Origin of the sequence: Bradyrhizobium sp., assembly GCF_004799445.1 — a bacterium.
Classification (GTDB): Bacteria; Pseudomonadota; Alphaproteobacteria; order Rhizobiales; family Xanthobacteraceae; genus Bradyrhizobium.
Window position 1 is genome coordinate 196,204 of the sequence record NZ_SSNA01000055.1, and the last position, 21,468, is coordinate 217,671.

Annotated in this window: 18 protein-coding genes; 7 read left to right on the forward strand and 11 right to left on the reverse strand. The window is 62.2% G+C overall.

Features of this window, described 5'->3' with window-relative positions:
• Positions 1 to 361: 361 nt before the first annotated feature.
• Positions 362 to 1,840, reverse strand: a complete 1,479-nt coding sequence (locus tag E8A46_RS06645; RefSeq protein ID WP_291559013.1) for a protein adenylyltransferase SelO — start codon at positions 1,838 to 1,840, stop codon at positions 362 to 364.
• A 352-nt stretch (positions 1,841 to 2,192) separates the two neighbouring features.
• Here E8A46_RS06645 and aspS point away from each other — a divergent pair, with 352 nt between their 5' ends.
• Positions 2,193 to 3,965 (forward strand): aspartate--tRNA ligase, encoded by a 1,773-nt coding sequence (gene aspS, locus E8A46_RS06650; protein ID WP_291558948.1) that lies wholly within the window; start codon positions 2,193 to 2,195, stop codon positions 3,963 to 3,965.
• Between the two features lie 246 nt (positions 3,966 to 4,211).
• On the opposite strand, the gene E8A46_RS06655 is transcribed toward aspS, so the two are convergent.
• A complete protein-coding gene (locus E8A46_RS06655; RefSeq protein ID WP_291558950.1) occupies positions 4,212 to 5,531 on the reverse strand; it encodes an adenylate/guanylate cyclase domain-containing protein in 1,320 nt (439 codons plus the stop codon).
• 209 nt (positions 5,532 to 5,740) lie between these two features.
• Positions 5,741 to 6,733: an ABC transporter substrate-binding protein gene (locus tag E8A46_RS06660; protein WP_291558952.1), complete on the reverse strand. Its 993-nt coding sequence runs from the start codon at positions 6,731 to 6,733 to the stop codon at positions 5,741 to 5,743.
• A gap of 1,077 nt (positions 6,734 to 7,810) precedes the next feature.
• Here E8A46_RS06660 and E8A46_RS06665 point away from each other — a divergent pair.
• Together E8A46_RS06665 and E8A46_RS06670 are read left to right on the forward strand one after the other, a co-directional pair.
• Positions 7,811 to 10,120 carry an NADP-dependent malic enzyme gene (locus E8A46_RS06665; RefSeq protein WP_291558954.1) on the forward strand — a complete coding sequence of 770 codons (2,310 nt, stop codon included), beginning with the start codon at positions 7,811 to 7,813 and terminating at the stop codon, positions 10,118 to 10,120.
• Between the two features lie 137 nt (positions 10,121 to 10,257).
• Positions 10,258 to 10,704 (forward strand): DoxX family protein, encoded by a 447-nt coding sequence (locus tag E8A46_RS06670; RefSeq protein WP_291558956.1) that lies wholly within the window; start codon positions 10,258 to 10,260, stop codon positions 10,702 to 10,704.
• Here E8A46_RS06670 and E8A46_RS06675 read toward each other — a convergent pair.
• The 5 genes from E8A46_RS06675 to E8A46_RS06695 all read right to left on the reverse strand — a co-directional run bounded on the left by E8A46_RS06675 (position 10,701) and on the right by E8A46_RS06695 (position 16,539).
• Entirely contained in the window at positions 10,701 to 11,210 is a 510-nt protein-coding gene (locus tag E8A46_RS06675) for a dihydrofolate reductase (protein ID WP_291559015.1), read from the reverse strand. The two genes, E8A46_RS06670 and E8A46_RS06675, sit on opposite strands and share 4 nt — an antisense overlap.
• A gap of 72 nt (positions 11,211 to 11,282) precedes the next feature.
• Positions 11,283 to 12,227, reverse strand: a complete 945-nt coding sequence (locus tag E8A46_RS06680) for a polysaccharide deacetylase family protein (protein WP_291558958.1) — start codon at positions 12,225 to 12,227, stop codon at positions 11,283 to 11,285.
• A gap of 191 nt (positions 12,228 to 12,418) precedes the next feature.
• A complete protein-coding gene (locus E8A46_RS06685) occupies positions 12,419 to 12,994 on the reverse strand; it encodes a glutathione peroxidase (RefSeq protein WP_291558960.1) in 576 nt (191 codons plus the stop codon).
• A 79-nt stretch (positions 12,995 to 13,073) separates the two neighbouring features.
• The gene (locus tag E8A46_RS06690; protein WP_291558961.1) at positions 13,074 to 14,714 is read right to left on the reverse strand and encodes a hypothetical protein; all 1,641 of its coding nucleotides are present in this window, start codon (positions 14,712 to 14,714) and stop codon (positions 13,074 to 13,076) included.
• A gap of 73 nt (positions 14,715 to 14,787) precedes the next feature.
• Positions 14,788 to 16,539: a L,D-transpeptidase family protein gene (locus E8A46_RS06695; protein WP_291558963.1), complete on the reverse strand. Its 1,752-nt coding sequence runs from the start codon at positions 16,537 to 16,539 to the stop codon at positions 14,788 to 14,790.
• 211 nt (positions 16,540 to 16,750) lie between these two features.
• Here E8A46_RS06695 and E8A46_RS06700 point away from each other — a divergent pair, with 211 nt between their 5' ends.
• The 3 genes from E8A46_RS06700 to E8A46_RS06710 all read left to right on the forward strand — a co-directional run bounded on the left by E8A46_RS06700 (position 16,751) and on the right by E8A46_RS06710 (position 18,682).
• On the forward strand, positions 16,751 to 17,296 hold the full coding sequence (locus tag E8A46_RS06700; protein ID WP_291558965.1) for a CreA family protein: 546 nt from the start codon (positions 16,751 to 16,753) through the stop codon (positions 17,294 to 17,296).
• 823 nt (positions 17,297 to 18,119) lie between these two features.
• Positions 18,120 to 18,278 (forward strand): hypothetical protein, encoded by a 159-nt coding sequence (locus tag E8A46_RS06705; RefSeq protein ID WP_291558967.1) that lies wholly within the window; start codon positions 18,120 to 18,122, stop codon positions 18,276 to 18,278.
• Positions 18,279 to 18,316: 38 nt separating this feature from the next.
• Positions 18,317 to 18,682, forward strand: coding sequence for a hypothetical protein (locus E8A46_RS06710; protein WP_291558969.1), 366 nt, complete (start codon positions 18,317 to 18,319; stop codon positions 18,680 to 18,682).
• Between the two features lie 90 nt (positions 18,683 to 18,772).
• Here E8A46_RS06710 and E8A46_RS06715 read toward each other — a convergent pair whose 3' ends face one another.
• Together E8A46_RS06715 and E8A46_RS06720 are read right to left on the reverse strand one after the other, a co-directional pair.
• A complete protein-coding gene (locus tag E8A46_RS06715) occupies positions 18,773 to 19,051 on the reverse strand; it encodes a DUF6719 family protein (protein ID WP_363251225.1) in 279 nt (92 codons plus the stop codon).
• A gap of 17 nt (positions 19,052 to 19,068) precedes the next feature.
• Positions 19,069 to 19,221 (reverse strand): hypothetical protein, encoded by a 153-nt coding sequence (locus E8A46_RS06720; RefSeq protein ID WP_291558970.1) that lies wholly within the window; start codon positions 19,219 to 19,221, stop codon positions 19,069 to 19,071.
• 85 nt (positions 19,222 to 19,306) lie between these two features.
• On the opposite strand from E8A46_RS06720, the gene E8A46_RS06725 reads away from it, so the two are divergent.
• Positions 19,307 to 20,587, forward strand: a complete 1,281-nt coding sequence (locus tag E8A46_RS06725; protein ID WP_291558972.1) for an ArgE/DapE family deacylase — start codon at positions 19,307 to 19,309, stop codon at positions 20,585 to 20,587.
• Here the strand turns inward: E8A46_RS06725 and E8A46_RS06730 are convergent.
• Positions 20,553 to 21,368: a cobalamin-binding protein gene (locus E8A46_RS06730; RefSeq protein ID WP_291558974.1), complete on the reverse strand. Its 816-nt coding sequence runs from the start codon at positions 21,366 to 21,368 to the stop codon at positions 20,553 to 20,555. The genes E8A46_RS06725 and E8A46_RS06730 overlap by 35 nt on opposite strands.
• Positions 21,369 to 21,468 lie beyond the last annotated feature (100 nt).

Consider the following 21,468-nt stretch of genomic DNA (forward strand, 5'->3'; position numbering starts at 1 on the left):
TGTCAAGGGTCTTGCGGTGGATTCGAGCCTTGAATCTGCGTCCGCCAGCGCCTTTTCGCTAGGCAACAGCCAGCGGCCGCATTCGACGGCGGCTCAGACCAGGTCAAAACCCTTCGCCCTGGAAACGAGACCGGTCAGTAGTCGCTGGCGGGCCGGCCGGATGGCCGCCGCGAGGCGGGAACCGCCAGCACGACGACGCAAAGCGCAAGGATCGCAAGTCCCATGAATTCAAATACCAGCGCGTCCACGGTAAAATCTCCCCAACAAACCGCTAGATTTGTCGGGAAGCCATTGACCGCTTGTTAATTTCTGACCCTGGGTGCCGTCGCTTGCGCCCAATGTTCGACGGAAGGTTAACGATTTACGTCCCGCAAAACGTCTGCAGCACGCGCTGGTGCGGCTCGGGCGCCTCGGCATACTCCGAAAGGGCCGGCTGGTCTTCGTAGGGCCGCGACAGCACCGTCAGAAGCTTTTCGAGCGGCGCGAAATCGTCGCGGGTGACCGCGGCCTGGATGACCTCTTCGATCCGGTGGTTGCGGGGAATGAAGGCTGGATTGACCGCCCGCATCGCGGTCCGCCGCGCCGTCGCAGCCTGCGGCTCATCGCCGATCCGCGCTCGCCAGCGCACCGCCCATTCGTCATAGGCGGCGGGATCGGCGAACAATTGCTGTACCTCGTGATCGTTATCGGCACCGAGCGCGGCCTCGCCGAGATGCCTGAACGTCAGCGTGAAGTCGGCCTGGTTTTTGGCCATGGCATCAAGCAGATCCTGCACCAGCGCCTCGTCGCCGTCGCGCGTCGTGAACAGACCGATCTTGTCGCGCAGTCCCGCCTGATAGGCGGCGGTGAACTTTTCCGCGAACTCGCCGAGGATGGCCTGCGCCTGCTCGATCGCCTTGTCCTGCGCGTCGGCCAGCAGCGGCAGCAGGCATTCCGCAAGCCGCGTCAGGTTCCAGAGCGCAATCCGCGGCTGGTTGGCGTAGGCATAGCGGCCTTGCTCGTCGATGGAAGAGAACACCATCGCCGGATCGTAGGCATCCATGAACGCGCATGGACCGTAGTCGATGGTCTCGCCGGAGATCGAGGTGTTGTCGGTGTTCATGACGCCGTGGATGAAGCCGACCAGCAGCCAGCGCGCCACCAGTTCCGCCTGCCGGGCGATGACCCCTTCCAGCAGCGCGTGATAGGGGCGCATCGCGCTCGCCGCTTGCGGGTAGTGCCGGGCAATCACGTGATCCGCCAGCCGCCGCACACCCTCGGTATCGCCGCGCGCCGCGAAATACTGGAACGTCCCGACCCGGATATGGCTGGAGGCGACGCGGGTCAGCACCGCCCCCGGCAGCGCGGTCTCGCGCATCACGTTCTCGCCGGTGACCACGGCGGCGAGCGATCGCGTGGTCGGAATCCCAAGTGCCGCCATCGCCTCGCTGACGATGTATTCGCGCAACACCGGGCCCAGCGCGGCGCGGCCATCGCCCCGGCGCGAAAATGGCGTCGGCCCTGAACCTTTGAGCTGGATATCGCGGCGGACCCCATCGGCGTCGATCACTTCACCGAGCAGGATGGCGCGGCCGTCGCCGAGCTGCGGCACGAAATGGCCGAACTGGTGGCCGGCATAGGCCATGGCGATCGGCTCCGCACCGTCGGGAATGCGCTGGCCAGCCAGGATTTCGGTCCCTTCCGGGCTATCGAGCCAGTCCGGATCGAGGCCGAGATGTTGCGCCAATGGCCGGTTCAATTTGATCAGCCGGGGTGAAGCGACCGGCGTCGGCGCAACACGCGCGAAAAAGCCGTCCGGCAGCGCCGCATAGGTATTCTGGAAGGGGAAATGGACCGTCATGGCCTTCAAGATAGGCATGGGAGCCGGCTTTTTCGAGCCCAAAACGGCCGCGCGGTGTCTTACCACGTCATAACCGCTTTATCCCCTCATCCTGAGGGGTCTGACCCAAAATGCAGGCTATGGTATTGGGCGTCATTCCGGGATGGTGCGCAGCACCAGACCCGGAATCTCGAGATTCCGGGTTCGATGCTTCGCATTGCCCCGGAATGACTGTCTTAAAGGCCTTGTTTCCGCGGCTGACTGACGCCGTAGAGGTCGGTTGCCCGGCCGGTTCGCCTCGGGTAAACCCTCAGCCGCTTCGGACCGGCCTCTCGCCTTCCGATTCCCTCCGAATTGAACCCTTAAGGTCGCCATGCATCGTTACCGGTCCCACACCTGCGGCGCGCTCCGCGACAGCGATATCGGCCAGAGCGTTCGTTTGTCCGGCTGGTGCCATCGTATCCGCGACCATGGCGGTGTGCTGTTTATCGACCTGCGCGACCATTACGGGCTGACGCAATGCGTCGCCGACCCGGATTCGCCGGCGTTCAAGGATGCCGAAAAGCTGCGCTCCGAATGGGTGGTGCGGATGGACGGCAAGTTGCGCCGCCGTCCCGGCGGTACCGAGAATCCGGATCTGCCGACCGGGGCGGTCGAGCTTTACGTCAGCGAGATCGAGGTGCTGGGCCCGGCCGGCGAGCTGCCGCTGCCGGTGTTCGGTGAACAGGAATATCCTGAAGACATAAGGCTTAAGTTCCGTTTCCTCGACCTTCGCCGCGAGAAACTGCATCAGAACATCATGACCCGCGGCGCGATCGTCGATTCCATGCGCAAGCGCATGAAAGAGCAGGGGTTCTTCGAATTCCAGACCCCGATTCTGACAGCCTCGTCGCCGGAGGGCGCGCGCGACTTCCTGGTGCCGTCGCGGATTCATCCGGGCAAGTTCTACGCGCTGCCGCAGGCGCCGCAGCAGTACAAGCAGCTCTTGATGATGTCCGGCTTCGACCGTTACTTCCAGATCGCGCCCTGTTTCCGCGACGAGGACCCGCGCGCCGACCGGCTGCCCGGTGAGTTCTACCAGCTCGATCTGGAAATGAGCTTTGTCGAGCAGAACGATGTTTTCGCAGCCGTCGAGCCGGTCATCACGGGCGTGTTCGAGGAGTTTGCCAAGGGCAAGCCGGTGACCAAATCCTGGCCGCGGATCCCGTTCGCGGAAGCGTTGCGGAAATACGGATCCGACAAGCCGGATTTGCGCAATCCGATTCTGATGCAGGACGTCTCCGAGCACTTTCGCGGCTCCGGCTTCAAGGTGTTCGCGCGGATGCTGGAAGACCCGAAGAACCAGGTCTGGGCGATCCCCGGAGTCGGCGGAGGCTCACGCGCGTTCTGCGACCGGATGAACTCCTGGGCGCAGGGCGAAGGCCAGCCCGGGCTTGGCTACATCATGTGGCGCGAAGGCGGCGAGGGGGCCGGTCCGCTCGCCAACAACATCGGCCCGGAGCGCACCGCTGCGATCCGCGCAGCACTCGGATTGAAGGAAGGCGACGCCGCGTTCTTTGTTGCCGGCGACCCCGAAAAATTCTGGAAGTTTTCTGGTCTGGCGCGAACAAAGCTCGGCGAAGAGTTGAACCTGATCGACAAGGAACGGTTCGAGCTCGCCTGGATCGTCGACTTCCCGATGTACGAATACAACGAGGAAGACAAGAAAGTCGACTTCTCGCACAATCCGTTTTCGATGCCGCAGGGCGGCCTGGACGCGCTCAACGGGCAGGACCCGCTGACCATCAAGGCGTTCCAGTATGACATCACCTGCAACGGCTACGAGATTGCTTCGGGCGGCATCCGTAACCATCGGCCCGAAGCGATGGTGAAGGCCTTCGAGATCGCCGGCTATGGCGAAAAGGACGTCGTCGAGCGTTTTGGCGGCATGTACCGCGCCTTCCAGTACGGCGCGCCGCCGCATGGCGGCATGGCGGCCGGGGTCGATCGCATCGTCATGCTGTTATGCGGCACGACGAACCTGCGTGAAATCTCGCTATTCCCGATGAACCAGCAGGCCATGGATCTGCTGATGGGCGCACCGTCGGAGGCGACCACGAAGCAACTGCGCGAGCTGCACATCCGGACCAATCTGCCGGCCAAGTAGTTCGGCGGCGACGACGAGGCGCCGACTTGTTGCTGCCTTTGGGACCCATGCGCGCGACTCATGACAGGCGTGAGATTGGCTTGACCGATGCCGTGTATTTGCGCCTGCAAACAATTCCGCGCGATAGCGGAAATGACGCAAGATGCGAAATACCCGCCGCGAGCGGATGCCTTCCGCTTTGCTTCCGAACTCGGACATTGCCCGACGCATCCGGCGCTTCGTCTTTGCGCCAAACCCGGACATGCACTAGGTGCTCGCTGCAAATAAGTCCCATCGGCCCGGGACGCCCTTAAGCTCGTAAGATCCACGTTCGGAAAATTGCAGACCCGCACCGGCCACAAGGTCGGTTACCACCCGTGATACGAGGACCTCGCTAGATTGGCACTGCGACATGACGCGGGCCGCTACGTGCACTGCGATGCCACCGATGTCACTGCCCCGAACTTCAATCTCCCCAGTGTGAAGCCCAGCTCGCAGCGGTATTCCAATTTGATTGGCGGCCGACCCGAATGCCAGCGCGCATCGCACGGCACGACCGGGTCCATCGAAAGTTGCGAGAATGCCGTCACCGGTTGTCTTGATCAAAGCCCCACGATGCTTCTTGACGACCTGCTTCGCAAGTTCGTCGTGCTTGTCAAGCAATCGACGCCATGCCTGATCGCCCATTGTCGCTGCGGAGCGCGTTGAATCGACGATGTCGGTAAACAGAACCGTGGCCAGGACCCGCTCAAGTTCAGTCGATGAACTTTCGCGATGCCCGGTGACGAATTCTTCGATATCGCCCAGCAACGCTTCGGTATCGCCGGTCCAGTAAGCGTGATCATCGCCTGGATATTCGATGAATTTGGCATTGGGAATCCGTGCCGCCAGATCGCGGCCGGCCTCGATTGGAACGCGCACGTCTGCAGAACGATGTAGCACAAGTGTCGGAACCTGCACGGCCGGAAGTATTGATCTGATGTCGATTTGAGCGTTCAACAACGCGATCGCTCTGACCGCGCCCGGACTAGCTGAGAGCCGTTCCAGCTTGGCGAACTGGCTTAAAGCGTCTTGATTTGCCGCCTGGCTGGGGATCACGGTCTTCATAATCTCGCCCGTGCCCCAGGCCTTCACGGTCCGCGCAACTCTTTCTTCCAGATCATTCGACAGAAACGTTGGAAAAGCAAAGCCGCCGAAGAGAATGAGTTGCATCACGCGCTCAGGATACGTCGCGGCGAACAACACGCTCATCGCGGAGCCTTCCGAGAATCCTACGATCACCGCCCGTTGTGAACCTATCTCATCCATAACGGCGCGAACGTCATCCATGCGCTGCTCGAGTGACGGCGCGCCTGAAATTCGGTCGGATAATCCTTGGCCTCGTTTGTCAAACGTGACGACGCGGGCAAAAGTCGAAAGACGGCGCAAGAATGCCGTATACCCCGCCAGCTCATGCGTGAACTCGACATGTGAAATGAAACCGGGGACCATGACAATATCTAGGGGTCCCGTGCCCATCACCTGATAGGCGATGTTGACGTCGCCGCTGAGCGCGTAACGCGTTTCTGGTAGAGCGATTTCGCTCATCGGACGTTTCTCTCTAAATTAGAAACGTAACCTTATTCGCGCTGGAGCGACATGATCAAGTCTGACCGCCGGGGGAAGTCGTCATTCGCGTCGTTCAGACCGTGGGCCAGTCATTTCCGGTCTAGCCCGATCAACGGACATCATCAGACCGGCCCCGTTGGTCCGGTTGGTGCCCAATAGCGGACTCATGCACCGCAGCAACAGCGTGGCTAATCAATTACCTCGTCAGCGGCGGCGAGCAGCGACGGCGGCAGATCAAGCCCGAGCGACTTGGCGGTCTTGAGGTTAACCACCAGCTCGAACTTGACTGGCGCCTGGACGGGAAGCTCGCTCGGTTTCGAGCCTTTGAGAATGCGGTCGGCGTACACCGCCGCACGTCGGTACTCATCGACGATATAAGGGCCGTAGGAGATCAGGCCGCCGATTTCAGTAAATGAGCGGGACCAATAAATGGCAGGGACATGGTAGCGAGCAGCTAGCGCAATAATCTCCGCACGATGCTGGATAGTGAAGGCGTCCGGTATCACGACGAGGCCACTACCTGGCTGTTGTGCCTCTGTGGCAATGAGGGATTCGAGGCTCGGCATGTCCTTAACGGGTGCGATAATCGCCTCCGCGCGCGCGGCGGCAGCGGCGGACCTGAATGGGTCCAGATAACCTTCAACGAACGTCGCCGTTGGCGGATTGAACAATAACGCGACCCGCGCGAGCCGCGGCGCAATCTCCTTGAGCAGCTCCACCCACTTGCCACCCAGCGACGTCACGATGGGGGTGAAACCAGTCGCGTTGCCAGCTGGCCGCGGCAGGCTCTCGACGAAACCGCTGCCGACAGGATCGGCGACAATCACGAAAACAATGGGAAGCGTACGCGTCTGTTGGAGCATGGCCGCGGTAGCGGGGGTGCTGCTCGTCAGAATGAGGTCGGGTTGAAGCGCGACGAGTTCCTTCGCGAATCGTTTCATTACCTCGACGTCAGCCGCCGCCCAGCGAATCTCGATCTGGCTATTGCGGCCCTCCACCCATCCGAGCTTCGCAAGCTCCTCCCGAAACGCCGCGACCGACGACTGCCCTTCTTGGTCGCTTTCGGCGGAGAACGTCAGGACGCCGATCCGGCGCACCCGTTCGGTTCGCTGCGCGCGAGCCGCAAGCGGCCACGTTGCCGCCGTGCCGCCGAGAAGCGTAATGAACTCGCGCCGCCTCATGTTCGCCCTCTGCTCACGCGAACGGCATCTTACTCGTTTAATTGAGCTTCACGGAAGGCCTAAAGCGGCTGCGCATGTGGTTGCTGAGGAGGCAACCGATATCCGCTTCGGATCATTCGCGTCGTTCTGACCGAGGGCCAGTCACTTCCGGTCTACCCCGATCAACGGACATCATCAGCTCGTAGGGTGGATCGTCATCTGCCGTTATGAATCGACAAGATGGCGCGTTACGCCTTCGGCGACAGGCAACTCCCGCATGCACGCCATGCTTAAAATGCCCGTCGTGCCAATCTGCCGCACGCATCAGCGCTTGCCGCGTCGGGCAAATCGGAACGATCTTCTCGCGCATCCCGCCTCGATGAAGAGGGACGTACGCGCGGTCGTCACGACACGTGAGGCGGGGATGCGATGGACGCGGAGGGCACGTCAGACGAACGTGAGACGAACGTGGCTTGCGCGGACGGCGAAGTCGTATGGTCCTGGCCTCCCGACGCTGAGGTCAAGTTGGCGATGATGCTTCGCATCACGCTTGCGACGGGGGCAAGAAAGCCCGGTCCCCGGGGAGAGTACGAAGGAAACCGTTAAAACCATCGCGCAGGGAATGCCGGTTGATCCGGCCGAACCTGTGGTGACTGCCGCCTGCTTTTTTTGTTGCAGGCGGGCCATGGGTGAGGTCGTCACCCGGCATTCCCTGCGCCCTCTTCGTTTGTCGAGGGCCACGTTATTGGCAGCACCCGGGCGCGAACGCGTCGCGGGATCGCGGAGATGTGTTCACCTCAAGGTAGCACGAGGGCTTGAGGGCGCGGCCCGGCCTGATTCGGCGAGCTTGGCAGTTACCCTCAAGGTCGGTTCAGATTGCCGTTAGGCCATGGCTATTGTCACAATCCTGGCCAAGTGCTGCGGGCAGGGGGTCTCCAGCGGGCCACGATCAATACCCCCTGGAGCTGTTGACGTGTGCCGTTTCAGATGTTGCGCGAAGGCACCTGTGCGTGCTTCACATGCAACCTCCATCCGCCGGAAAACTGGCCCCGAGCCTGACGAAATCGAGGTTTCCCGGCCGGAAACGCTGGAGCATCTATGACATCCCATTCTGAAGATCTTGATTCCGCGGCGCTCGCCTATCACCGGCTGCCGCGGCCGGGTAAGCTCGAAATTCAGGCGATCAAGCCGCTCGCCAACCAGCGCGATCTCGCGCTCGCCTATACGCCGGGCGTTGCCGCCGCCTGCATGGCGATATCTGCCGATCCCGCCGAGGCCGCGTCGCTGACGATCCGCGCCAATCTGGTCGCTGTGGTTTCCAACGGCACCGCGGTACTCGGCCTTGGCAATATCGGCCCGCTGGCGTCGAAGCCGGTGATGGAGGGCAAGGCGGTTCTGTTCAAGAAATTCGCCGGCATCGATGTGTTCGATATTGAAATCGCCGCCGACACCGTCGAGCGCGTGGTCGAGACCGTGGCGGCGCTGGAGCCGACCTTCGGCGGCATCAACCTGGAGGACATCAAGGGCCCGGAGTGCTTCGAGATCGAGGCGCAACTCAAGGCGCGCATGAAAATTCCGGTGTTTCACGACGACCAGCACGGCACCGCCATCATCGTCGGCGCCGCGATCACCAATGCGCTGCTGCTAAACGGCAAGAAGCTCGCGGACGTCAAGATCGTCGCCTCCGGTGCCGGTGCCGCGGCGATCGCCTGCCTCAATCTCTTGGTTTCGCTGGGCGCGCAGCGCAAGAATATCTGGGTTTGCGATATCGACGGCGTGGTGCACGAGGGCCGCAACACGCTGATGGATCGCTGGAAAGCAGTCTATGCGCAGAAGACCGACAAGCGCGTGCTGGCCGATGTGATCGGCGGCGCCGATATCTTTCTCGGCCTTTCCGCTCCCAATGTGCTGAAGCCGGAAATGATCAAGCAGATGGCGGACAAGCCGCTGGTGATGGCGCTCGCCAATCCGACGCCGGAGATCATGCCGGATGAGGCCCGAAAGGCGCGGCCCGATGCGATGATCTGCACCGGCAGAAGCGACTTTCCCAATCAGGTCAACAACGTTCTGTGCTTTCCGTTCATCTTTCGGGGTGCGCTCGACGTCGGCGCCACCGCGATCAACGAGGACATGAAGCATGCCGCGGTGGAAGCGATCGCGCAGCTCGCGCGCGATCCGCCGTCGGACGCGATCGCGCCCGGCTTTGACAGCGGCGAATCCCAGGGGTTTGGCCCGGGCTCGCTGATCCCGAGCCCGTTCGATCCGCGGCTGATCCTGCGCATTGCGCCCGCGGTCGCCAAGGCGGCCATGGCGTCGGGGGTTGCCACCCGGCCGATCGCCAGTTTCGAGGATTACGCGGCCCAACTCGAGCGTTTTGCGTTCCGCTCCGGGCTGGTCATGAAGCCGATGTTTGCCAAGGCGAAGACCCAGCCGGTCCGCGTGATCTATGCCGAAGGCGAAGATGAGCGGGTCCTGCATGCGACGCAGGTCGTTCTGGAGGAAAAACTGGCGCGGCCGATCCTGGTCGGGCGTCCGTCGGTGGTCGAAGCGCGGATCAAAAGGTTTGGTCTGGCCATCAAGGCCGGCCGTGATTTCGATCTCGTCAATCCCGAGGACGATCCGCGCTACCGGTCCTATGTCCAGTCCTATATCGATGTCGCCGGCCGGCACGGCGTGACCCCCGACGCCGCGCGCACCGTGGTGCGGACCAACGCAACCGTGATTGCTGCGCTCGCGGTGGTGCGCGGTGAGGCCGACGCCATGATCTGCGGCGTCGAGGGCCGCTATATGAGCCATCTGCGTCACGTCCGCGAGATCGTCGGCTTTCTGCCCGGCGTGAGCGATTTCGCGGCGCTTGCGCTGATGATCACCAGCAAGGGCGCCTATTTCATTGCCGATACCCAGGTGCGGCCGAACCCGAGCGCCGAGGAGCTTGCGGAAATGGCGGCGCTGGCGGCGATCCATGTCCAGCGCTTCAACATCAAGCCAAAAATCGCGTTTGTGTCACATTCCGATTTCGGCAGTTATGATACCGAATCCTCCCGCAAAATGCGCCGCGCCACGGCGCTGTTGAAGCAGAACCATCCCGAAATCGAGGCCGATGGCGAGATGCAGGGCGATACCGCGCTGTCGGAGGCGGCGCGGAAGATGATCCTGCCTCACTCGAAGCTGGAGGGCGAGGCCAATATCCTGATCATGCCGAACCTCGACACCGCCAACGTCGCCTATCAGATGATCAAGGCGCTGGCCGACGCGCTGCCGGTCGGGCCCATTCTGATTGGCCCGTCGCGGCCCGCTCATATTCTGACCCCCTCGGTGACCGCGCGCGGCATCCTCAACATGACCGCGGTTGCCGCCGTCGAAGCCCAGGAGCGGGCGGGCCGCCGGCAACCGTCGCTGTTTGGCTAGCCGGATGGAATCGGGCACCGGTTGGCGATGGCAGCCAACCGGGAATCGATTTGACTGTTTGAAAAGCCGGAGCGGAACCCCCATAATCGTCCCGCCGTCCAGCCAACCCGCGGTTGCAGCATTCAGTGAGGCCGACCATGCCAGCGTTCATTACTTTCGGGCGAGTTCTGTTCGCCGTGCTTTTCATTGTCTCAGGGGCTTCCAAGCTTCTGGATCTGACGGCGACCACGCAAATGACCGAGAAGATTGTTCTTCCGGCGATGCTGGCAACCTACACCTCGCAGCTGGAGGGCCTGACCGGGATGTCGATGCCGCAGATGCTGGCGATTGCGGCGGGGGCGATCGAGCTGATCTGTGGCTTCATGATCGCGCTGAATTTCGGCGCGCGCTTTTTTGCGCTTCTGCTGATCCTGTTCGTGGCGTGCGCAACCTTCTACTTTCACGACTTCTGGAATCAAACCGGTGCTGACGCCAGGAACAACATGGTCCATGCGTTGAAAAATCTGTCGATCATCGGCGCGCTGTTCATGATCGCGGGATACGGCCGGATGTCGCGGGCACCGGAGCCCGCCTACGACGTCTAGATCGTGCGCCGCCATGGTGTGACGGTAATGCCGTCGGCGATATCGAGGACCTGGCTTTCGCCGGCTCTTAAGCCATGGGCGGCCAGAATTTCCTGGGGTGAATGGCGGGGCACGCCGGGGAAGCACGGCACACCGCCGGGCAAATTGACGCGCGGCGCCTGGGAGAGCCAGAAGGTATCGTAGCGGTCCATAAACATCTCGAACACGGCCGGTCCGCCGATGATCGCGATCGTCCCGGAATCCACGCCGGCATGGTCGCAGGCGGCCTCGAACGAAGCGCCGGCCGGATTCCACAGCGTGGCCCTCGCATTGGACGGATCGGGCGCAATGGCATTGATCTTCCGGGTCAGGATGATCCGCTTTCTGCCCGGCGAGTTCGGCTGGTCCTCGTAGGAATTCCGGCCGTGCACGATCAGATCGGCGCGGTCGAGGGCGGCGGTGAAAAATCGCTTGTCGCCCTCGAATTTCAATTCATCCGGCATCGCACGCCCAGCGTTCGCCAGCATTCCGTCGGCGGACACGATGACATAGCCGTCGATGTGGAGCGCGGGCACGGACGTTTTCGTCAGCGGCCGGGATTATTCCGAGATCGTCTGCACCACGCTGGAGACGGGCCGGGAACTCACCGTCGGCAGCTTGGCGTCCTTCAGAACCTCTTCGTCGTATTGCGGAAGGGTCTCAACCCGCGCCTTCGCCTTCATCTGCACCACCTTGTAGCCGCCGGCCTTCAGTTTGCGCAGCAGGGCAGGCAAGGCTTCTGCGGTATGCTTGTGGAAATCGTGCATCAGGATGATGCCCTTGCCGAGCTTGTCGAGCTTTTTCATCGTGACGTCGATCACCTGCTGCGGATTGCGCGCCTTGAAATCGAAGGAGTCGAGGTCGCAGGAGAACATTGCGATGTTCCGGGTGCCGAGATAGGTCACCATTTCAGGCGGGTGCTGCAGCGCCGGGAAGCGGAAGAAGGGCGAGGGCGAAGCGCCCAGCGCCCACTTCACCGCGCTGAAACCCTTCTCGATTTCTTCCTTGCGCTGGTCTTCCGTCAGCTTCTTGTTGGTGAGGGTCGCGTGCGACCAGGTATGCGATCCGACGGTGTGACCGGCCGCGAGAACCTGCTTGAGGATTTCCGGGTAATAAGTCGCGTGCTTGCCGATCGGAAAAAAAATGCCGGTCGTGCACTCGTCCGCCAAGGTCTTCAGCACCGAGGGCGTGTTGAGCGGCCACGGACCGTCGTCGAACGTCAGCACCACTTCCTTGTCGCGCAGGAAATCGAGCTGCTTGAAGTGCTCGAATCCGAAGCCCGGTCCGCCCGTGGTGTCGATCTCGACGACGCGGCCGATCCCAAGCGCATCCGGATTTGCGCAAGGCGTCTTTGCCTGCGCGGGTGCCGCGGCGGGCATGGGCGCTGCTGCCGCCGTCGCGGCTGGCGCGGCGTTGTTCTTGGGGGCGGGGGTCTGCGACCACGCTGCACCCGACATGCACAGCGAAACCGCGCCTGCAAAGATCAAACCTGCCGCAATACGCATGGTGTTCTTCCTCTACCGTGATCGCGCGCCCGGCCTCGGCGTTTTGCCGTCGCCTGAGCGATTTCCTGCCCCGATCATGATAGCCTAGTTGGAGCTGTGCGGCCACGGCAACGGCTTTTTCGCCGCCGGTGGATTTGTCGCACAGACCGGTTAATTCCGGGGGTTTTGGCCTTTAGTCCTGACGCGCCGGGTCAGGAGTCAGCGAGCGCCCGCGCAATCGCGGTTTTGACCCGTGTATCCAGCGGCTCCACGGTTTCAGGGAACACCTCGGCGATATAGCCATCGCGGCCAATCAGGTATTTGTGGAAGTTCCATCGAGGAACGTCCTTCGGCCGCGCATTTGCGGCCCATTTGTAGAATGGGTGCGCGTCCGGGCCTCTCACCACGGTCTTTGCCGCGATTGGAAAGGTAACGCCATATTGGTGCTGGGTGGTCTCCGCGATCTCGGTGGCGCCGCCGGGTTCCTGTGCGCCGAAATCGTTGGAGGGAACGCCGATGATCATCAGGCCCCGGTCATGAAACTCGGTCCACAGCTGCTGCAAGCCGGCATATTGCGGCGTGAAGCCACACAATGACGCCGTGTTGACGATCAGCACCGGACGGCCGGCATAGTCCGCCAGACTGATATCGGCTCCGGCCAAGGCGGGAAAGGAAAAGGCGTAGGCGGTGACCTTGGTCATTGCGGCCTGTGCGCCGGCGGTCGGTGTCCATGCCTGACTTATCGGCGCGGCCAGCGCTGCAGTGAGAATTGTCCTCCGGTCGATCATCGAAAGCCCCCTGGGTTCATCATGATCAAGGCTGGCCGAAACTAGCGCAAGCGGCGCGCGGGTGCCTCTCAACAAGCCGTTATGAGCGGGCCGCAGGGCACCAGGGCAACGAGAGCAGCGGAATATAGTGGCGGTTCCATTCACATATCGATTCCGGCCCCCTGCGCATGAAGGCGTATTTGATCGGCTCGGCCTGGCCGACCGCGATATGCAATCCGAACAGAACCATTGCGATGGGATAGGTCCACTGACGAAAGCGCAGCTCGGTCAGGGAATCGAGCAGGATCGCGCCCGCGAGGATGATCAGGGGATCGGTAAAGATGAAATATTCGGATTTCAGTCCGCGTCGCACGCCAAGCGCGTCGATACCGGTCGCCGCCAGCAGGAGGACGAGGGCTTGGACCGCGGTCTGCTTTTCGCCGCGTATCCACGCATAAACGATGCCGGGCACGATCAGCCAGGTGAGAAACACGGTCGGACGCGGCGAGGAATGCAGCACGAAAGTGTAGCGCGCAAGGACCGATGCGATTCCATCGAGCAGGAGCCACAGAATTCCGGACGGCCTGGATTCGCCCGCCGCAGCGTTCGTGCCCGCATCGGCAAAGGTCAGCATTTTTTCCAGCGGATTGAACACCGCGATCACGTTGCCGGGGTTGTATGCGAGATCGAGCGCCAGCAGCGCCACCAAAGCGCCGGCGGCGACCGCCAGCATCGACGCCAACGTCTCGGTCGCGCTGACGTGCCAGATCACGGCGTAGGCGATCATGCAGCCGGCTGTCAGGACCAATAGCGCAGCCTGATAGATGCCGAAGCGGCCGAGCAACAGCGGATGAAACAGCGCGGCATCGAGCAGGGCGCGATCAAAGCCGGTGGCGATGAGCGGCCACGCCGCCCACGCCGCCACCACGGCCGCGACAGCTGCGATTATCGCCGGCCAGCCCGATCGTGTCTGGCGCCAGAACGCGACGCTGGCGCTTCCCGCGCATCCGAACGGCATGACCAGAACCGGCAGTGCGCCGATCAGCAGGATCGCCTGCACCTTGTTTTCGAGACCCACCATGCAGAGTGCCGCCGCCGCCGCCATCCCGAGCGGCCGCGCCACACCGGCGCGGCGCCCGATCGCGATCAGGATCATGAGCGCAAAGATGACCGGACACGCCGCGACAAGCTCGGTGCGCAAAATCCGCGAATGCACGGCGACGCCGCCGGAAAATGCGAATGCAAAGGTCGCGATCAGCGCCACGCGCCAGTCGCGCACGATGAGGCGGAGCAGCGCCGCAAAAATCAGCACGCAACCGGTCGCGATCAGAAACGCGAGAACGCGACCGGCGCGAACGGCGCTGGTCATGGCGGCGTCGAAGGCTCCGGGGTCGGAGGCCGCCGGAATCGCGGATAACGAGTAGGAGTTGAGCAGGCCAAGACGATGCAGCAGCTCGAACCAGGCCTTGACGGACAGGATGGTTATGTAGCCGGTGTGATCAAAGAACAGCTGCGGCTTGCCGTCGTTGAGGACAAGCGCGTTATAGATCACCATGAAATCCATGTCGGCGTTACGCCAGTAGATCAGCGCGTAGCCGTACAGCAGGAACGAGACTGCCATCCCGGCGAGAATCGCCGTCAATCCCCATTGCCAGCCGAGAAATGTCAGTCGGTCGAAGGCATCTGGCGCCGCGCGGATCCGCGGTGAGGTCGTTGAGGCCCGGGTGGGAGATTGGTCCATGCCGGCGGTCTTTTAGCCCAGCCTCTGGCTCAAAGCGACGGGAGACCGAAGGGCGGGGCCCTCCCGAAAAGGCCTAACGCAGCGAAACGATGAAATCCGTTCCTTCGCCGGTTTCGCCGGCGGCGATGCCCTGATCCGAAACGATGATCGATCCAGCGGTCGAAAGCGCCTCGGTAATCCTTGCCATGGTGTCGGCGGGTAGGGTGAGACGATCCAGCGCTTCGGCGGGACTGTCCGGCACCGGCAACGGCTTCACCTCAACCGAGCCAGCGCCCGCGATCTTGCGCCGACGCAAGCTGCGCTCGTCCTCGTCGCGCCGCACGGCATTCCTGGCGGGCGCGGGGAGCGAGACCACCGACCAGTGCAGGACGTTGGCATCGCCCTTGTCGACCTGCGCGGTGAACACATGCGTTCCGAGCGGCCGGTCGCTGGGCGCGATCGTCACGGGCACCTCGAACAGCGGTGCGAAATTCTGCCGGACATAGAGCTTTGAATCCTTGCGGCTGACGAACACCGCGATCTGCCCGGCACGCTTGAGCGCCGTAGCCCATGCCGGATCAGGCTTCGGGACGGCGGCCTTCACGACATCGGTCGGGCGACTCTGATCCTTCTTCGCTTCCGGGATGGCGGCGGGAGCTACCAGCGCCTGGGCACTTTGGTCAGGCTTCTCGCTTGGCTTCTCGATTGCCTTGGGGGCCGCGGTTGTCGGCGCGTCAGCCTTGATGTTTTCGCGTGCCACGGTCTCGATCTTGACGGCCACGACGTCCGGGCTTCCTGCGGCCTCGTCGGCCTTCTTTTCCGCGAAATCGACTGCGTCGGCTTTAGCCGGCTCGATTTCGGCAGATGTGACTTCAGATGATTTGGCGTCGGCTGTTTTTTCAGCGGCGACTTTGTCGTCGGATGAAGCGGCCGGTGACGCGTTCCGGCTGGCTGGCGCGGCATCGGACATCGTGACCGCAAGGTTGGCCGCCGGCAAAGCAGCGCTGGCATCGGCGGTTCGGGTCTGCGACGGCCCCGGAGCCGGTGTTTCGTCCGCTGCCGGCTTGGCGCTGCCATCGTGACCAAGGGTCGGTCTGAGCTCGGCGACCGCCTCCGAGATTACGGGCTTGGTGTTCGCGTCCGTGCCGACGGTCTTGTCGACGTTTGCAGCGGCCGGCGCGTCCTGGTTCGGTTGGGCGGCTGCGATCGGCTGAGGCGGGACCTTCAATGCAGCGAGAAGCGGATGCGAGAAGCTGACTGGGGTGATCTCGCCGGGCGTGACGACGACCCGCGCGCCCATTTTGGTCCAGTTCCACATCTTCACGGCAAAGGCCATGGGCATGCGGATACAACCATGCGATGCCGGATGGCCGGGCAGTACGCCGGCATGCATGGCCACGCCCGACCAGGTGATCCGCTGCATATAGGGCATGGGAGCGCCGCTATAGATGTTGGAATGGTGCAATTTGTGTTTTTGAATGACGCTGAAAACACCCATCGGCGTCGGGTGGCCAGGCATGCCCGTGGAAATCGGGGTTTCCGCGAAGAATCCGTTGGCGTCGTAAACCCTCATTCTTTGCTGGGCGATCGAGATCGAGATGATCAGCGGTCCCTGCGGCTTGGCCGATTCCTTCTCGGCAAGCTCGGCCTTTTTTTCAGGATGACGGCGCTTTCCCTGGCGAGACGGGGGAACCGTTGGACCGGGCCGCGAAAGGGCCGGATCGGAATCGGACCAGTAATACAGCGCGGCTTCCGCCTGTGAGGCGATGCCGATCGCTCCGACCGCAGTGAAAATGGCAAATCGCCAAAGCCGTTTGGCCAAAAAAGCAGCGGTATGCCCGTTCACGCGCATCTTCCTCGAATCCCAACTCTTGAGATTTAGTGTTGCAGACGAGATACGCGTTCACCAGCGCAACGCGTCCAGCACCCGCGATTTGGCCCCAAGCGTAACAAAAAAGCCTCACATTAGGTTAAACGCCGGACGGCACCGGTTACCGGCAGGCTTTCGGCGCTTGTTGCCAGTGCCTACATCAATGAATCCGCGGACGGAGACAGCCATGACACGCCAAGCCTTAAGCCAACATGACACACGATGGGGACGCCGGGCGCTGTTGGCGCTCGCGCTGGTGTTGTGGCCGGTTTCGACGGCCTTGGCGGCCGACGAACCGGACCTGATCTTCCGTCGTTCAACCGTCTTCAAGTGGCTCACTCCCAACGACAAGCTCGCCACCTATGGCGTAGACGATCCCGAAGTCGAAGGGGTGGCTTGTCACTTCACGGTGCCAGAAAGGGGCGGCGTCAAGGGCTGGCTGGGGATTGCCGAGGAAGTCTCGGATATTTCATTGGCATGCCGCCAGATCGGGCCGATCCACTTCAAGAACAAGCTGGAGCAGGGCGACGATATGTTCCGGCAGCGGCGCTCGCTGTTCTTCAAGAAGATGCAGATCGTGCGCGGCTGCGACGCCAAACGGAACGTATTGGTCTATATGGTCTATTCGGACAGGCTGATCGAAGGGTCACCGAAGAATTCGACCTCCTCGGTACCCATCATGCCCTGGGGATCCGGCGATGCGGTTCAAAAATGTGGCGAGTTCATCCAGTAGCTGAATGAGTTCGTCCAGTAGCTGAAATCGGGATGATGTACCCCGAAGCTACGGCTTCGGGGAAGCCGGCCGCGGGCGAACCCACGGCTCGGTCCGCGCGTTGGGGTCACGGCAGCCCACCAGGTGCACCAACTTTTGCGGCACCGATTCATTGCCGCGGCCGCTGTCGCCATGCTGCTGTGACATCGCGCCACAAATCCTCTCCAGGTCCGCTTTCACCGGGCCTCTGCCGTCGATCCGCAACTGGGGAAACCCGTCAGGTCCAGCCAGGCTTTCAACACTTGGCCGACGGAGTTTGCGAGTCGGGCCGGCCTTGCCAACATCGATGTTGCCATTGCCCACGATGCGGTCCTTGGTTGAGGTGTTTGTGGCAACGCCCAACTCCCGATAAAAGTTGCATGCGGTTTGACGAATTAGCCAGGCGGAAGGTCCCGGTTCATGGCAGCCGGCGATCGGTCCCGCTCTCTTCACCCGAGAGAAGTTAAGAAGTGGCATTGGCCTTCATGCCGGCGTTGGGGCCGCCTGGGCCAATGAACGACCGCATCTCGGCCAATGGCCGACGGTCGTCCGGTGCATCGTCGTCGCTGGTTTTGGCTTGCCGGGCGACGCCGGGAGGCCCGGACGAGTGCTCTTCCGGAGGCATGCTGCTGAAATTATTTGTCTTTTTGACGTAGTGTTTCGTCCGGCTGCGGCGACGAAACAATTCTCCTGACCGACGAAACCATTTTCGGCTTCGACGCAGAACTCCGGAAACGGCGGATGGTTACCAATTTCGCCAAGAGAAACGGCGAACAGCGCCGGCAGAAAAACCGGAGACAGTCAAATGCGAACCCTCAGTTTCCTCCTCGCTTTCGCCTTCGTGCTGGCTGGACCAACATTGGCTGGTTCGCCGGATGGCAACCTGCCGGGTTTCGGCGCGTTCGCCTATAGCGGCTCGGCGTTGGTCACGGCCGCGCCCGCCATCGTTGTTGCGGCCCGTTAGGACGCAGCTGAGCGGAATTTTTGCCGGCAAGGCCTGGTATGTTTTTTCGTATCTGTTCCGTCGTGATTGTTGGCTGGCTCGTTCTGGGCGGACCTGTGCGCGCCCAGCCGCGATCACTGATTAAACCGACCGATCCGCGCGGAGAATTCGTGCGGCAATGCGCTGCCCGTATGGTGGGGCGCTGGGAGCATCCAGAATCCGTTTGCGGTTGCCTTCATGACTACGCGGCCGCCGCTGTAGAAGACACCGATCTGCGCTCGGCGTTGCTGCGCGGGATCAGCGAAACCGGCGTGCCGACCATCGAGACCGAATGGGTACCGCCCGCCAAACGGTCCGAGATCGGAGCAACCTTCACAAAGGTTGCAAAGCCGACGCTGCAGTGCATGTTCGAGCCGTTGAAATAGGCTGGCTTCCGGGAAACCTGTCATCGCTGCAAAGGAATGGTGGCGGACATCGGCTAACGACCGTCCGCCCGCCGGAGTGAGGGCGCACCGTTATTTTCTTTGCTTGGGTCCCAAACGCGGAACGCACTTGCTCGCCCGGACCACCCCGCCCGAGCTCATCTTGGCGCCGGAAATCTCCTTGACCTGGCCGGCGGGGCAAGTTCCGTCATCGACCTTGATGCGCTGCCCGAGCCGCAAGTCGCCGATATCCTGCTCGCGAGAAACCTGTTGTGCCGGTGTCGGGGTAACCAGCCCGATCATGGCGCAGCCACCAAGCAGCAGAAGTGCAAATACCGGTGACGACCGGCGTTTGACGGGCGGCAGCTTCATGATCGGCGCATTCTGTCTCACTTGTTTTGGATCTTCAGCCCGTTGGGGCCGACATTGATCTGCAGGCCTTCCGGCTGCTTTTTGGTCTGGTAGAGATTGTAGCCGAGCACGCCCACTGCCACGATCAATGCGCCGATGATCAGAAACATAATATTGCGGTTAGCGGGCATTGCTGTCTCCATGGCGCGTGAAACCGAAGCGGGCAGTGTATTGACGCGGCTGCGATTCTGAAAGCAACAACGGGAAACGTGACGCATGAACGCCACCGATACCAGGCAAAAAATCCTCGACGCGGTCGATGGCCATTTCGACGCGCAGCTTGCGACCACCAGGGAGTTTGTCGCCATACCCTCTATCCGTGGCGCGGAGGGGCCGTGCCAGGACATGATCGGCGATCTGTTGCGCCGGCGCGGTTACGAGGTCGACGACTGGCATATCGATGTCGACGACCTGAAGGATTTGCGCGGTTTCGGGCCGATCGAGCATGATTTTTCGAGAGCCCGCACCGTGGTCGGCACCTACCGTCCGCCAAATAACGCCGGCAAATCGCTGATCCTGCAGGGGCATTGCGACGTCGTGCCGACCGGTCCGCTTGAGATGTGGGAGACGCCGCCGTTTTCGCCCGTGGTGAGGGACGGCAAGATGTATGGCCGCGGCGCCTGCGACATGAAGTCGGGGACCATCGGCGCGCTTTATGCGCTCGATGCGATCGCGGCGGCGGGCCTCAAGCCGACGGGGCGGATTCATTTCCAGTCCGTGATCGAGGAGGAGAGCACCGGCGTCGGCGCGCTCTCGACCCTGCAGCGCGGCTATCGCGCCGATGCCTGTTTCATTCCCGAACCTACCTCCGGCAAGATGGTGCGCTCGCAGGTCGGCGTGATCTGGTTTCGCCTGAAGGTGCGCGGCCATCCCGTGCATGTGTTCGAGGCTGGCTCAGGCTCCAATGCGATCACCGCGGCCTATCATCTGATCCAGTCGCTGCAAAAACTCGAGGCCGAATGGAACGAGCGCGCGAAAAGCGATCGCCATTTCAGGGCGGTGACGCATCCGATCAACTTCAATCCCGGCATCATCAGGGGCGGCGACTGGGCTTCCAGCGTGCCGGCCTGGTGTGACGTCGATTGCCGGATTGCGATCCTGCCGGGCTGGTCGGTTGCCGATTGCCAGGCCGAGATTCTCAGCCATATCGCTGCGGCCGCGCGCGATCATCGATTTCTTTCCAACAATCCGCCTGGCGTGGAGTGGTCCGGGTTTCTTTCGGAAGGCTATGAACTGAAGGATTCAGCGGCGGCGGAAGCCGCGTTCGGCAAGGCCTATGACGAGGTCTATGGCGGCGCCGTGCAGGACCTCGTCTTCACCGCGCTCACCGACACGCGGTTCTATGGGCTGAACTACAACATTCCGAGCCTGTGCTTTGGCGCTAGCGGGGCGGCAATGCATGGCTTCAACGAATATGTCGATCTGGACTCGCTGCGCAAATCAACCAAGGTCACCGCGCTGTTTATCGCCGAATGGTGCGGGGTGGAGAAGGTGTAGCGGAGGGCCAAAGTGCTGCGACAATCGCATCCAGCCCGTCGGTCAGAGCGGCGGGACCGGGTTGCAGGATCAGCGGCGATTTGATCTCGACGATCCGGTCGTTGTCGACAGCCGGAATCTGGTCCCATCCCGGCCGCCGCCTGATCTTGTCCGGAACGACTTTCTTGCCGCACCAGGACGCCAGAATCACGTCGGGCGCGGCAGCGCGCACGAGATCAGGGGAAATGATCCGGTCCTTCGCCGCCTGCTGGAATCGCAGGTCCGGCAGGATGTCTTCGCCGCCCGCGATCTCGATCAGTTCGGACACCCAGCCGATGCCGCTGATCAGGGGATCGTCCCATTCCTCGAAATAGACCCTTGGTTTGGGCGAGGGGCGGGTGGCCGACGCGATGTTCGCAAGACGCTCTTCATAGCTGGTCGCGAGTTGATCGGCGCGCTCCGCCGCACCGACCAGCGCCCCCAGCGTGCGGATCATCGCCAGGATGCCCGCGACGTCGCGCTGATTGAAGACATGGATGGCGATACCGGCGCGGACCAGATCGGAGACGATGTCGGCCTGCAGATCCGAGAAAGCGAGGACGAGGTCCGGCTCGAGCTTGAGGATTTTCGGAATGTCGGCCGAAATGAACGCCGAAACCCGGGGCTTTTCGCGCCGGACCTGCGGCGGCCGCACCGCGTAGCCGGATACGCCGACAATCCGGTCCTGCTCGCCAAGCAGATATAGCGTCTCCACGGTTTCTTCGGTGAGACAGACGATCCGGCGGGGAGGGAATTGGCGCATGGCGGACGATATGCAGAATATTGAACGGGTTGTCACGGCGGGTATGACCAGAGACATCATTGCCGGCTTGACCCGGCAATCTATCCTCTCGGAAAAGTGC